The following is a 13,939-nucleotide window of genomic DNA, read 5'->3' as shown; positions in this document are numbered from 1 at the left end:
AAACAATAACGCTGTCTCTACCGTTTTTTTTTGAAAGATAATTTTTGGATTCCATTTGTAAGAGTGGTACGATAATAATTAATTGAAAGCAACGGTAGAAAGGAATATTTATGTTAGAGGCGAAAGTGACTGCTTATATTAATAAAAAACAATTGATTAATCATAATGACACGATTTTGGTTGGTGTTTCCGGTGGGCCGGATTCATTGGCATTGCTTGCTTATTTAAATAGCATAAAAAAATCCTATAATCTAACCCTTGTGGTTGCCCATGTAGATCATATGTTCAGAGGTGAAGAATCATTTGAGGAGTATTTATTTGTAGAAAAAATATGTGAGGAATGGGGAATCCCATTTGAAGGAAGTCGGATAGATGTCCCAAAATATATTAAAGATACAGGTAAAAATCCACAACAGGCATCCAGAGATTGTCGATATGCATTTTATAGGGATATAATGGAAAAGTATGCGGCGCAAAAATTAGCTCTTGCTCATCATAAGGATGATCAAGCGGAGTCAGTCTTAATGAACCTTATTAGAGGGACTTCTGGGATGGCGAGGATTGGAATTCCTCTGAAAAGATTATTCGGGGGTGGATGGATCATACGTCCTTTTCTTGCTGTTACAAGAGAAGATATTCTGGAATATTGTACAGAGATGAATCTCAACCCACGCATAGATCCGAGTAATGAAAAGGATATTTATACCCGAAATCGATTCCGCAAATACATATTACCGATGATAAAAAAGGAAAATAGTAAAGCGCTTGATCATATTCAACGGTTTAGCGAGGATTTGGAGCAAGATGAAGGGTTTTTGATGGTGTTAGCTGAAAAAGAGTATAATTCTCTTGAATTAACTGAAAAGGACGGGATTTTAAAAGTTCCCATATCTTCTCTTGGAAAGGTGCCAAAACCTTTACAAAGGAGGGTGATTCATCTAATATTAAACTATCTTTATCAAGTGAAACCTTATGTATTTTCATACGTACATATAGAGTGTATTCAGTCTTTATTGACAGAATCCAATCCTTCCACCTCCGTGCAATTACCTTCTGGGCTTCAAGTTACGAAAGCATATGATCAGTTGCTTTTCCATTTTGGAAGGCTGCCATCAGTAACTTTATCAAAGGAACTCCGTATACCGGGGAAGACGGCTCTTGCGAATGGCGCCGTTATTGAAACAGTACTGCTGGATCCCTTATCTGAAAAATGGGAGCATGCATCTCGATATACATGTATTTTACCTTTAAGTGAAGAGGACTTACCATTAAGGGTGCGGAATAAGCGGGATGGAGATCGTTATCAGCCTAAAGGCTTCACGGGCCATAAAAAACTGAAAAAGCTGTTTCTTGAACACAAGATACCTGTGCATGAGCGGGAGAGTTGGCCAATTATTGTTAATAAGAATGATCAAATTGTTTGGATACCAGGTCTGCAAAAGATTAATTTAGAAAAGACCCCGATGCCAGCCATCATGATAAAGTATGTTGAATAATGCTCTTCTAGGAGGACTACCGAATGACGATTCATAATGATATTGAGAAAATTTTGATTTCAGAAGAAGAAATCCAAGGCAAAATTAAAGAACTCGGGGCTTTGCTTACAGAGGAATACAAGGATCTTAATCCATTAGTGATAGGTGTGCTGAAAGGTGCAATGCCTTTTATGAACGATTTATTAAAGCATGTAGACAGCTATTTGGAAATGGATTTCATGGATGTTTCCAGCTATGGTACTTCTACGGTTTCAAGCGGTGAAGTTAAAATCATTAAAGATTTAAACACATCTGTAGAAGGCAGAGATTTGCTGATTATTGAAGATATCATAGACAGCGGTCTTACCCTCTCTTATTTAGTGGATTTATTTAAATACAGAAAAGCTAAATCCATCAAGCTTGTCACATTATTGGATAAGCCATCCGGAAGAAAAGCGGATATACATGCGGATTACGCTTGCTTTAATGTACCTGACGAATTTGTTGTCGGATACGGGCTTGACTACATGGAAAAATACAGAAACATTCCATACATTGGCGTGTTAAAAAGGGAAGTTTACGAAACTGCCAAATAGGGATATAGATGATTAATAACCGCTATTCACATAATAGACTGTGCTATGATCTTTATATAAAATATATAAGTAACCTGATTGTAGATACGAATACTATATTTAGTTTTTTGGGAGGAGGTTAGGGATGAACCGTATTTTTAGAAATACCATATTCTATTTACTTATTTTTGTGGCGATTATCGGAGTAGTAAGTGTGTTTAACCAAAATTCCGAGCCAACTAAACATATTTCTAATAATGAGTTTATTGAAAGCCTTGAAAAAGGTGAGGTTAAATCCGCTGATTTACAGGTGGAACGCGGAGTATATGCTGTTAAGGGTCAATTAAAGGATGCTAAGGAAAATGAGTATTATTTAACATATATCCTTGCAGAACAGGCTGAAGAGGTTACTGACTTAATTGATGAACAGGGTGTAAAATCTACAGTTGCTCCAGCAAAAGAAACAAGTGTATGGGTAACATTCTTAACTTCAATTATTCCGTTCGTCATTATTTTGCTATTGTTCTTCTTCTTGATGAATAGTGCGCAAGGTGGCGGAAACAAAGTAATGAGCTTTGGTAAAAGTAAAGCTAAGCTTTACAGTGAAGAAAAGAAAAAAGTGCGCTTCAAAGATGTAGCAGGTGCTGATGAGGAAAAGCAAGAACTGGTTGAAGTTGTTGAGTTCTTGAAGGACCCTCGTAAATTTGCTGAATTAGGTGCGAGAATTCCAAAAGGTGTACTTTTAGTAGGACCTCCGGGAACAGGGAAAACCTTGCTTGCAAGAGCAGTAGCTGGTGAAGCAGGTGTACCTTTCTTCTCTATCAGTGGTTCAGACTTTGTTGAGATGTTCGTGGGTGTGGGTGCTTCCCGTGTGCGTGACCTTTTTGAAAATGCGAAGAAGAATGCACCATGTATTATTTTTATCGATGAAATCGATGCAGTTGGACGTCAGCGTGGAGCTGGCCTTGGCGGGGGACACGATGAACGTGAACAAACCCTGAACCAATTGCTTGTTGAAATGGATGGTTTCGGAGCAAATGAAGGTATCATTATCATTGCTGCTACAAACCGACCTGATATTCTTGACCCGGCTCTTTTACGTCCAGGCCGCTTTGACCGACAAATTACGGTTGACCGTCCTGACTTAATTGGAAGGGAAGCTGTACTTCGTGTACATGCACAAAACAAACCGCTTGATGAAAATGTGGATCTTAAAGCAATTGCGATGAGAACCCCAGGTTTCTCCGGTGCTGATTTAGAAAATCTCTTGAATGAAGCTGCTTTGGTAGCTGCAAGACAAGATAAGAAAAAAGTAGATATGAGCGACATTGATGAAGCAACGGATCGTGTGATTGCCGGTCCTGCTAAAAAAAGCCGTGTCATTTCTAAGAAAGAAAGAAATATTGTTGCCTTCCATGAATCCGGACATACGGTTATCGGGTTGGTACTTGACGAAGCAGATATGGTCCATAAGGTAACAATTGTTCCGCGTGGCCAGGCAGGTGGTTATGCTGTAATGCTTCCGCGTGAAGATCGTTACTTTATGACTAAGCCTGAACTGTTCGATAAGATTACCGGATTATTGGGCGGACGTGTTGCTGAAGAAATTGTCTTTGGTGAAGTGAGTACAGGAGCTCATAATGACTTCCAACGTGCTACAAGTATTGCCCGCAAAATGGTAACTGAATATGGAATGAGTGATAAACTCGGACCGATGCAATTTGGCCAGGCTTCAGGAGGCCAAGTATTCTTAGGTCGCGATATTAATAGTGAGCAAAACTATTCTGATAAGATTGCTTATGAAATTGATATCGAAATCCAAAATATCATCAAAACTTGCTATGAACGTGCAAGAAAAATTCTTACTGAAAACCGCAGTAAGTTAGACTTAATTGCTAATACATTACTTGAGATTGAAACGTTAGATGCTGAACAAATTCGCCACTTAGCGGATTATGGTAAGTTGCCTGAGCGTAAGGTAGCGAGCGATGTTACAGTGAATGTATCAGCTAAAAAGGAAATTCTGTCTGAGGATCTATCCAAAGACGATACAATATCCGAGCAAAGAGAAGATGATCAAACTCCTCCTACACCACCGGATATGGAAACAAACGATCCTAATAAATTGTAAGAATTCTGAGTGTCCCATCATATGAATGGGGCACTTTTTTTGAAAAGGGATAGAATGCTAACAGGAAGTTGGTCATGAAGGCGTTGCCACAGGATGTGGCGTACTTAGTCTTTGTTCGTTAAATAAGGGGCTTCAGCTTTTTGATTAATCCAGCTTCAGGGCCTAGGAGCTCGGGACATAAGCATGATCTCTGCGGGAGGAAAGAGCACCTCCCTCCGAGTATTCGTCTTATGCTTGTCGCTCCTGACCAGTCGTCTCAGCTTTTTGATGTAATCTAGCTTCAGGGCCTAACCGCTCGAGACATTAGTGTAGCTGCTGCGGGAGAGAAAAAGCGCTCTCCCTCCGCACCTCCTCTTATGCTTGTCGCGGTTGAGCAAGGCCCTTTAGCTTTTTGATGTAATTTAGCTTCAGGGCCTAACCGCTCGAGACATAAGTGTAGCTGCTGCGGGAGAGAAAAAGCGCTCTCCCTCCGCACCTCCTCTTATGCTTGTCGCGGTTGACCAAGGCCCTTCAGCTTTTTTGATAGGGGGTTTTTGCATGTTATTGGTGATGGATGTGGGGAATACGAATATTTCGATTGGTGTTTATAGGGATGATGATCTTTGTTTTCATTGGAGAATTGGTACGAATCGGGGAAAAACTGAAGATGAATACGGAATGATATTTAATCAGTTGTTGAGTCATGTTGGGTTAACCTTCCATGATGTAAAAGGAATGATTCTTTCCTCTGTTGTGCCTCCCATAATGTCTTCACTTGAAAGAATGTGTACAAAATACTTTCAACTGAGGCCTTTGGTTGTTGGGCCTGGTGTTAAAACGGGATTAAATATAAAATATGATAATCCTAAAGAAGTTGGGGCAGATCGAATCGTGAATGCTGTGGCTGCAATTCATGATTATGGAGCGCCAATCATTATAGTAGACTTTGGTACAGCGACAACGTATTGTTATGTAAATGAGTATAGCCAGTATTTAGGAGGGGTGATTGCCCCGGGAATTGAAATTTCTACAGAGGCGCTCTATTCGAAGGCTGCTAAACTGCCCAGGATAGAGATTGTTCGTCCTGCCAATATCATTGGGAAGAATACAGTAAACGCTATGCAGTCCGGCGTTTTATATGGTTTTATTGGACAGGTAGAAGGAATTGTAACCAGGATAAAAAAACAGAGTAAGCAGAATCCTATGGTTATCGCTACTGGCGGAAGAGCATCTATGATTGCAAATGAAACATCCATAATTGATGTTGTCGATCCGTATTTAACATTAAAAGGTCTGCAAATCATCTATTCAAAGAATATACAACGATAATCCTGTAATGGATTTGGAAGGAGTTTATCATGAACGATTATTTAGTTAAAGCACTAGCATTTGATGGACAAGTAAGGGCGTATGCAGTCTCAAGTACGCAAACTATTGCAGAGGCACAAAGAAGACAGGATTCTTGGCGTACAGCATCTGCTGCGTTGGGAAGAGCAATGACAGCGGCTGTAATGATGGGAGCCATGCAAAAAGGCGAAGCAAAGATTACTATTAAAATTGAGGGTGATGGTCCGATTGGTCCGGTTATCATTGATAGTAATGCAAAGGGTGAGGTTAGGGGATATCTGACAAACCCTCATGTTGATTTTGAGTCTAATGAACATGGAAAACTTGATGTAAGACGTGCTATTGGTACAAATGGTACGTTAACTGTTGTTAAAGATATTGGATTAAGAGATAATTTCTCTGGCCAAGTTCCTTTAATTTCAGGCGAGCTTGGTGAAGACTTTACTTATTATTTTGTTGCCTCTGAGCAAACTCCTTCATCTGTAGGAGTCGGTGTTTTGGTTAATCCGGATGACTCGATTCTTGCTGCGGGTGGATTTATTATCCAGCTAATGCCCGGCACGGAAGAAGAGGTTATAGAAAAAATAGAGAAAGCTCTAGGATCAATTCCGCCTATATCCAAAATGATTCAGGATGGTTTAACTCCGGAAGAAGTACTTAATAAAGTATTGGGAGAAACAAACGTAAAAATATTAGAAAAAATGCCAATATCGTTCCAGTGTCAATGTTCCAAGGATAGGATAGCAAATGCTTTAATCAGTCTTGGAAAAGAAGAATTAGAAGATATGATCGAGACAGATGGTCAGGCTGAAACCCAATGTCATTTCTGTAATGAAAAATATATATTTACCAAAGAGGAGCTTCAGGAGCTAAAAGACACAGCTAAGTAATTTATTGGAGGAGTTACTTTGTCAAGTAAGCAATGTTGGTCCATTATCGCCGGTTTAATTCTATTGAATATTGTGACTGTCCTTTACTTTACGGTGGGGGAAAATTCAATGAAGGAAGATGCAACGGAAATTGTTGCTGCAGTAGGGGATGAAGAGATTAGCCGTCCAGACTGGCTCGCTGAATTGGAAAGGATACATGGCAAAGATGTATTAACTACAATGGTAAATGAAGAAGTTATTCTTCAATTGGCGGCTAAGCATCAGCTGACTGTTTCTGAGGATGAGATGAAAGTGGAGGCTGTTCTTCGGCAAGCGTTATATGGTTTTACTGGAAATTCACCCGCTCATATAAGTGATAAGGAGCACAAAAAGAAACTTGAAGTTTCAATTCTGCTTGAGAAGTTGTTGACAAAGGATGCCGTTATAACAGACAAGGAAGTTGAGTCTTACTATAAAAGTAATGAAAGCTTATTAAAGTTCACTGATCTCTATCGTCTATCCCATATCGTACTTAGTGAAAAGGCAAAAGCAAATGCGATTATTAAGGAATTGAAGGCGGGAACTGATTTTGCTGCAATGGCAATAGAGCGCTCGGAAGATAAATATACGGCCAATAATGGTGGAGAATTAGGGTATATATCTTTAGATTCCGAGTCTGTCCCTGAAGAATATAAAGAAACTGCGGCTTCATTAAAACCAGGGGAATGGAGTCAGCCAATTAAGATCAAGGATGGATATGCGATACTCTATTTGCGTGATCAGATTGGTAAATCCGAACTATCCTTTGGAAAAATAAAATCTAATCTTAAAAGAAAGACTGCAATGGAACAAATGAATATACCTGTATCTGCAGATATGCTTTGGGAACAGTATGATGTGGATTGGATTTATGGAAAATAGAGTCATGTGCTCTATTTTCTTTTATATACTGTAAATGAGCCATAAAGATTATTTCACATGGTTAGATGCGAGAAAATCTGGGAATTTAGAAGTATAATAGTTGACAGAAAGCGTAAAAATAGCTAAATTGTATATAAAACCAATGAAAATACTATGGATTAGGGGTGGATAAGTTGGGTAAAATAGCAAATAATATTTCTGAATTAATAGGTAATACACCTGTTGTTAAATTAAATAAGATTGTAGAAGATGGATCTGCAGAGGTTTATTTGAAATTGGAATATATGAATCCGGGAAGCAGTGTTAAGGATCGTATCGCACTTGCCATGATTGAAGATGCCGAGGAAAAAGGTCTTCTAAAGCCGGGTACAACGATAGTTGAACCAACAAGCGGTAATACAGGCATTGGGTTGGCATGGGTTGCAGCAGCAAAAGGGTATAAAGCTATATTGGTAATGCCGGATACAATGAGTATGGAACGCCGTAACTTATTGAAGGCATATGGAGCCCAACTTATTCTTACTCCTGGTAAAGATGGAATGAAAGGTGCAATTGCTAAGGCGGAGGAACTTGTTAATGAACATGGGTACTTTATGCCGCAGCAGTTTAAAAATGAGGCCAATCCAGAAGTCCATAGAAAAACAACCGGTAAAGAAATTGTAGAACAAATGGGCGATCAATTGGATGCCTTTATATCCGGTATAGGTACAGGCGGAACTATTACGGGTGCTGGAGAAGTGCTGCGTGAGAAATACAAAGATATTAAAATTATTGCAGTTGAACCAGCGGATTCACCGATTCTATCAGGCGGTACTCCAGGGCCTCACAAAATTCAGGGGATTGGTGCAGGCTTTATACCTGATACATTAAATACAAATATTTATGATGAAATTATAAAAGTTGAAAATGAACAAGCCTTTGAACAAGCAAGAAAAGCTGCTAAAGAAGAGGGTATTCTTGGTGGTATTTCTGCAGGGGCAGCTATTTTTGCAGCATTGGAAGTTGCCAAAAAACTTGGTGCCGGCAAAAAAGTTCTAGCAATCATCCCGGATAATGGTGAAAGATATTTAAGTACACCATTATATAACTTTGAAGATTAATCGTATAGAAGAGTAAATAAGCTAAACATATGGAGGAGGCTAAATGCCTCCTTTTGTTTTGGTTTTCTGTGTTTCTTTCTTTTTTACAAATAACATGTGGTATAGTGATTTGCATAGAGTAATTTCGGAGTCTAATTAAAGGAGCAAATTATTATGGAACTACCACAAAAAAAGATGATTCTAGAATGTGGACAATATAGATTGGAACTTGGACAAAGCACTAAGATTATGGGAATTTTAAATATCACTCCGGATTCGTTTTCTGATGGAGGCCAGTTTAACAAAGTAGAACAAGCGGTTTTGCGTGCAAAGGAAATGATAAAAGCTGGAGCAGATATCATTGATATCGGTGGTGAGTCGACGAGACCTGGCCATCAGCGAATTTCGTCAGATGAAGAATTGGAGCGAATCATTCCTGTTATTAAGGAATTAACAAAAGAGATCAATGTACCGATCTCGGTAGATACATATAAAGCGGATGTGGCAAAAGAAGCACTTCATGCAGGGGCAACTATCATAAACGATGTTTGGGGAGCTAAAGGTGATGAGGAAATGGCCCGTGTTGCTGCCGATTCAGGCGCTCCGATCATCCTCATGCATAATCGTAAGCAGGCTTCCTATGATCATTTTTTGCGTGATGTTTTAAATGATTTATATGAAAGTATTCAGATTGTTAAAGATGCTGGAGTTAGTAACGATAAAATTGTGCTGGATCCAGGTATCGGCTTCGCGAAGTCACTGGAGGAGAACTTGCTGATGATGCGAAATTTAGACATATTGACCAGCCTGGGTTACCCCGTCTTATTGGGAACATCACGTAAATCAATGATCGGCAGAACACTTGATCTACCAGTAGAGGAAAGAATGGAAGGTACAGGGGCGACAATATGTTTAGGGGTTCAGCAGGGGTGTCAAATCATAAGGGTGCATGATGTGAAAGAGATGTCCCGTATGGCCCGTATGATGGATGCGATGCTTGGAAAGGTGAAAGTAAATGGATAAAATAATTCTTGAAAATATGGAATTTTATGGATACCATGGTGTTTATGAAGAAGAAAATAAGCTTGGACAGCGTTATAGAGTAAGTGCAGAATTGTATATGGATCTGCAAGTCGCCGGAGAAACAGATGATCTGAATAAATCGGTTAATTATGCTGAAATATACACTTTATGTAAGGCTATTGTGGAAGGAAAGCCATATAATCTAATCGAAGCAGTGGCAGAAAAGATATCAGCAGAAATTTTAGGCACATATTCAATTATTCGTTCATGCAAAATCAAGGTTGTGAAACCAGACCCACCGATACCGGGTCACTACGATTTTGTTGCAGTTGAGATTATAAGGGAGCAAGAGCAGCATGATGAATAAAGTTTATATTGGATTAGGTACAAATGTAGGGGATAGAGAATCGAATTTAAAGGATGCCATAAGCGAATTGGCAGCAGTACCTGAAATTGAGATTATATCTTTATCATCTATATATGAGACAAATCCAGTAGGCTATTTAGAACAAGGTAAATTTTTGAATATGGTTGTTTGTATAAACACAACTTTCGATGCACAAACACTATTGGTTACCTGCATGAAGATAGAACAAATTCTTGGCAGAAAAAGGGAAATTAGGTGGGGTCCGCGAACAATAGACCTTGACATTTTGTTATATAATCAAGAAAATATTGTAACGAAAAACCTAATTGTCCCTCATCCGCGGATGCTTGATAGGGCCTTTGTGGTTATCCCGCTCGTGGAGATAGATAAGGACATCATTCTGCCTAATATGGAAAAACCTATAAGGGAAATCATGGATGATATCCCCGAAAAAGAAGGGGTTCGGATATGGAAGCGGAAAAATGGGGAAGGCGTATTAGGGCATTTAGAAAGCTGAAAGGTTTTACTCAAGAGGAATTTGCAAGGGAGTTATCTGTCTCTGTCTCAATGCTTGGCGAGGTAGAAAGAGGCAACCGAATACCCTCTGAGCGCTTTTTGCAGGATATTGCAAATCAGTTGGACATTACAGTGGAGGAACTAAAACCTCTCGTTAAATAGATTTAATGATAAGTGCAAGTAAAGGATAGGGAGGAATTGAATTGTTGAAGATTGGCAATGTCGAAATGAAGAATCCGGTTGTACTTGCACCTATGGCCGGAGTTTGTAACTCAGCATTTCGTTTAACAGTTAAGGAATTTGGGGTAGGGCTTGTTTGTGCAGAAATGGTTAGTGATAAGGGAATAATTTATGGAAATGAAAAAACCCTCAACATGCTCTATATTGATGAACGAGAAAAGCCATTGAGCCTTCAAATTTTTGGTGGAGAAAAAGAATCGCTTGTTCAGGCTGCTCAGTTTGTGGATAAGAACACCAATGCAGATATAATTGATATTAATATGGGCTGTCCTGTTAACAAGATTATTAAATGTGAAGCGGGAGCCAGATGGTTACTAAATCCGGATAAGATTTATGAGATGGTTTCAGCTGTAGTTGATAAAGTAGATAAACCGGTTACGGTTAAAATGAGAATTGGCTGGGATGACAAGCATATATTTGTTGAAGAGAATGCAAGGGCAGTTGAAAGAGCGGGCGGAAGTGCGATATCTGTCCATGGACGTACTCGGGTTCAAATGTATGAAGGAACGGCAAACTGGGATTATATCCGTATGGCAAAAGAAGCTGTCAATATACCGGTTATTGGAAATGGGGATGTACAGACTCCGCAGGATGCCAAGAGGATGCTTGAAGAAACTGGCTGTGATGGAGTCATGATCGGTCGTGCTGCACTCGGGAATCCGTGGATGATGTACCAAACCGTTAAGTATTTAGAAAATGGGTTCCTTTTGCCGGAGCCATCTGTTCGTGAAAAAATCGATGTTTGCGTCCTGCATCTTGACCGCCTTATTGCATTGAAGGATGAGTTTATCGCTGTGCGTGAGATGAGAAAACACGCAGCTTGGTATTTGAAAGGTATTAAAGGAAGCGGTAGAATCAGAAATGAGATAAATGAGTGCAACACACGTGAACAATTGGTAGGGCTGCTTTATAATATGGTGGAAGATATTGAACTCCATGAAGCCGTTCGTGCAGTTTGATGATTTGACAGTACCTGATATACTGTATAATAAGTATGTAGAAACTGCCGGTAAAACCGGCAGTTTTTATGATACTTTTAAAAGGATAATGATATTTTTTATATATTAGGTTCTAAGGTTGTGTAAAATAAAGGAACAGTATATACGTGATAGAGATGGAGTGGAAATAAGATGAGCAATTATGAAGAATTAAACGACCAATTAAAAGTCAGACGTGACAAAATGAACCGCATCCAAGAAATGGGCATAGATCCATTTGGCAAAAGATTCGAACGTACACATTTGGCTCAAGAAATTAGCAATGAATATGCAGATGTGGAAAAAGAGGATTTAGAAGCAAAGAATGCGGAAGTATCTATAGCTGGCAGAATTATGACAAAGCGTGGAAAAGGAAAAGCAGGCTTTGCTCATATTAAAGATGTGAGCGGTCAAATTCAAATATATGTGCGTAAAGATGCTATTGGGGAAGAAGCTTATGAGCTATTCACTATGGCTGACCTTGGCGATATTGTAGGTATTAAAGGAACGGTATTTAAAACTAAAGTGGGAGAGCTTTCTATAAAAGTAAGCCAGTTTACATATCTTACTAAGTCCCTTCGTCCTCTTCCGGAAAAATATCATGGATTAAAAGATATTGAAGAGCGCTATCGTAAGAGATATTTAGACTTAATTACAAGTGAAGAAAGCCAAAAAACATTTGTAACACGCAGTCGTATCATTCAGGCAATGAGACGTTACTTTGACGACCAAGGATTCCTTGAGGTTGAAACACCAATGCTTCATTCAATTGCTGGTGGTGCATCTGCACGTCCGTTTATAACGCATCATAATGCGCTTGATATGCCTATGTATATGCGTATTGCCATTGAATTACACTTGAAAAGGCTAATTGTTGGTGGTTTGGAAAAAGTATACGAAATCGGCCGAGTATTTAGAAATGAAGGAGTGTCCACAAGACATAATCCTGAGTTCACAATGCTTGAGCTTTACGAAGCTTATGCTGACTACAATGATGTAATGGACTTGACTGAAAATGTCATTGCTTATATTGCAAAAGAAGTTTTAGGAACAACTGTCATTCCTTACGGTGATTATGAAGTGGATTTAACACCAAAATGGACAAGACTTCATATGGTAGATGCAATTAAAGAATACGTAGGTGTAGATTTCTGGAAAGAAACATCAGTTGAAGAAGCGCGTGCGCTTGCTAAAGAACATGATGTCCAAATTACTGAATCTATGACATACGGTCATATTGTTAACGAATTCTTCGAGCAAAAAATCGAGGAGAAGTTAATACAACCAACCTTCATTTATGGTCATCCGGTAGAAATTTCTCCGTTGGCTAAAAAGAATGAGGATGATCCACGCTTTACTGATCGTTTTGAGTTATTTATCGTGGGACGTGAGCATGCGAACGCCTTCACTGAGCTAAATGATCCAATTGATCAGCGTCAACGCTTTGAAGCGCAATTAAAAGAGCGTGAACAAGGTAATGATGAAGCACATATGATGGACGATGATTATATAGAAGCATTGGAGTATGGTATGCCTCCAACAGGAGGTCTTGGAATTGGTATGGACCGTCTAATTATGCTACTAACTAATTCACCTTCAATTCGTGATGTACTGTTATTCCCGTTAATGAGACATAGATAAGATTTTAAAGAAGAAGCTGCCGATTAAGGGCAGCTTCTTCTTTATTTTCTTTCATTCGTATAATTGATATATGAAGATAAGGATATAAATCTAAGCTTCATAGTATAAGAAAGGATAAAAACAAAAACTTTTATAAAAAAGTATTGCAAAATAAAAAACAAGGTGGTATATTAATAAACGTCGCTGCTGCAGTATTAAATACGAAGCAAGCGATAAAGAAAAAAATAAAAAAAGTTGTTGACATGAGGTTGCTAACTTGGTATGATAGTTAAGTCGCCAAAACGACAACGAAACAGATTGTTCTTTGAAAACTAAACAAAACGAAACGCCAAGCAAGTCTAAAATAAGAGATTTTTAATCTCGTCAATTTGCTTTAAAATTTAGCTAGATCAAACATCTTTCGGAGAGTTTGATCCTGGCTCAGGACGAACGCTGGCGGCGTGCCTAATACATGCAAGTCGAGCGAATCTAAGGGAGCTTGCTCCCGAAGGTTAGCGGCGGACGGGTGAGTAACACGTGGGCAACCTGCCCCTAAGATTGGGATAACTCCGGGAAACCGGTGCTAATACCGAATAGTTTCCAACACTACATGGTGTTGGAAGGAAAGTTGGCTTCGGCTAACACTTAGGGATGGGCCCGCGGCGCATTAGCTAGTTGGTGAGGTAACGGCTCACCAAGGTAACGATGCGTAGCCGACCTGAGAGGGTGATCGGCCACACTGGGACTGAGACACGGCCCAGACTCCTACGGGAGGCAGCAGTAGGGAATCTTCCGCAATGGACGAAAGTCTGACGGAGCA

The 13,939-nt window shown here is 39.4% G+C and carries 13 protein-coding genes and 1 rRNA gene; all 14 read left to right on the top strand.

Annotated features, from left to right (window positions below; all coding sequences use genetic code 11):
- Positions 1–110: 110 nt before the first annotated feature.
- Positions 111–1,496: a tRNA lysidine(34) synthetase TilS gene (tilS, locus tag FHY47_RS18230; RefSeq protein ID WP_148631333.1), complete on the top strand. Its 1,386-nt coding sequence runs from the start codon at positions 111–113 to the stop codon at positions 1,494–1,496.
- Positions 1,497–1,519: 23 nt separating this feature from the next.
- Entirely contained in the window at positions 1,520–2,071 is a 552-nt protein-coding gene (gene hpt / locus FHY47_RS18225) for a hypoxanthine phosphoribosyltransferase (RefSeq protein ID WP_066103117.1), read from the top strand.
- A 124-nt stretch (positions 2,072–2,195) separates the two neighbouring features.
- The gene (ftsH, locus tag FHY47_RS18220) at positions 2,196–4,181 is read left to right on the top strand and encodes an ATP-dependent zinc metalloprotease FtsH (protein ID WP_148631331.1); all 1,986 of its coding nucleotides are present in this window, start codon (positions 2,196–2,198) and stop codon (positions 4,179–4,181) included.
- A gap of 537 nt (positions 4,182–4,718) precedes the next feature.
- Positions 4,719–5,489 (top strand): type III pantothenate kinase, encoded by a 771-nt coding sequence (locus FHY47_RS18215; RefSeq protein WP_148631329.1) that lies wholly within the window; start codon positions 4,719–4,721, stop codon positions 5,487–5,489.
- Between the two features lie 29 nt (positions 5,490–5,518).
- Positions 5,519–6,397, top strand: coding sequence for an Hsp33 family molecular chaperone HslO (gene hslO, locus FHY47_RS18210; protein ID WP_066103109.1), 879 nt, complete (start codon positions 5,519–5,521; stop codon positions 6,395–6,397).
- Between the two features lie 18 nt (positions 6,398–6,415).
- Entirely contained in the window at positions 6,416–7,297 is an 882-nt protein-coding gene (locus tag FHY47_RS18205; RefSeq protein ID WP_066103106.1) for a peptidylprolyl isomerase, read from the top strand.
- A gap of 173 nt (positions 7,298–7,470) precedes the next feature.
- Complete coding sequence (cysK, locus tag FHY47_RS18200) at positions 7,471–8,397, top strand: cysteine synthase A (protein WP_066103103.1); 927 nt, start codon at positions 7,471–7,473, stop codon at positions 8,395–8,397.
- A gap of 153 nt (positions 8,398–8,550) precedes the next feature.
- Positions 8,551–9,399, top strand: a complete 849-nt coding sequence (folP, locus tag FHY47_RS18195) for a dihydropteroate synthase (RefSeq protein WP_148631327.1) — start codon at positions 8,551–8,553, stop codon at positions 9,397–9,399.
- Positions 9,392–9,766 (top strand): dihydroneopterin aldolase, encoded by a 375-nt coding sequence (gene folB, locus FHY47_RS18190; RefSeq protein WP_148631325.1) that lies wholly within the window; start codon positions 9,392–9,394, stop codon positions 9,764–9,766. Before folP ends, folB begins: the two co-directional genes overlap by 8 nt.
- Positions 9,756–10,283 carry a 2-amino-4-hydroxy-6-hydroxymethyldihydropteridine diphosphokinase gene (folK, locus tag FHY47_RS18185; protein WP_148631323.1) on the top strand — a complete coding sequence of 176 codons (528 nt, stop codon included), beginning with the start codon at positions 9,756–9,758 and terminating at the stop codon, positions 10,281–10,283. The genes folB and folK overlap by 11 nt, the downstream gene beginning before the upstream one ends.
- Positions 10,235–10,444: a helix-turn-helix domain-containing protein gene (locus FHY47_RS18180; protein ID WP_066103093.1), complete on the top strand. Its 210-nt coding sequence runs from the start codon at positions 10,235–10,237 to the stop codon at positions 10,442–10,444. The genes folK and FHY47_RS18180 overlap by 49 nt, the downstream gene beginning before the upstream one ends.
- A gap of 41 nt (positions 10,445–10,485) precedes the next feature.
- Entirely contained in the window at positions 10,486–11,481 is a 996-nt protein-coding gene (gene dusB / locus FHY47_RS18175; protein ID WP_148631320.1) for a tRNA dihydrouridine synthase DusB, read from the top strand.
- A 171-nt stretch (positions 11,482–11,652) separates the two neighbouring features.
- Positions 11,653–13,140: a lysine--tRNA ligase gene (gene lysS, locus FHY47_RS18170; RefSeq protein ID WP_148631318.1), complete on the top strand. Its 1,488-nt coding sequence runs from the start codon at positions 11,653–11,655 to the stop codon at positions 13,138–13,140.
- Between the two features lie 397 nt (positions 13,141–13,537).
- Positions 13,538–13,939 (top strand): 16S ribosomal RNA (locus tag FHY47_RS18165); the annotation flags it as partial.

The sequence above is a fragment of the Bacillus sp. E214 genome (assembly GCF_008087365.1).
GTDB lineage: Bacteria > Bacillota > Bacilli > Bacillales > Pradoshiaceae > Pradoshia.
Note: the sequence above shows the minus strand (reverse complement) of the source record. Positions and strands in the feature narration are given on the sequence as shown.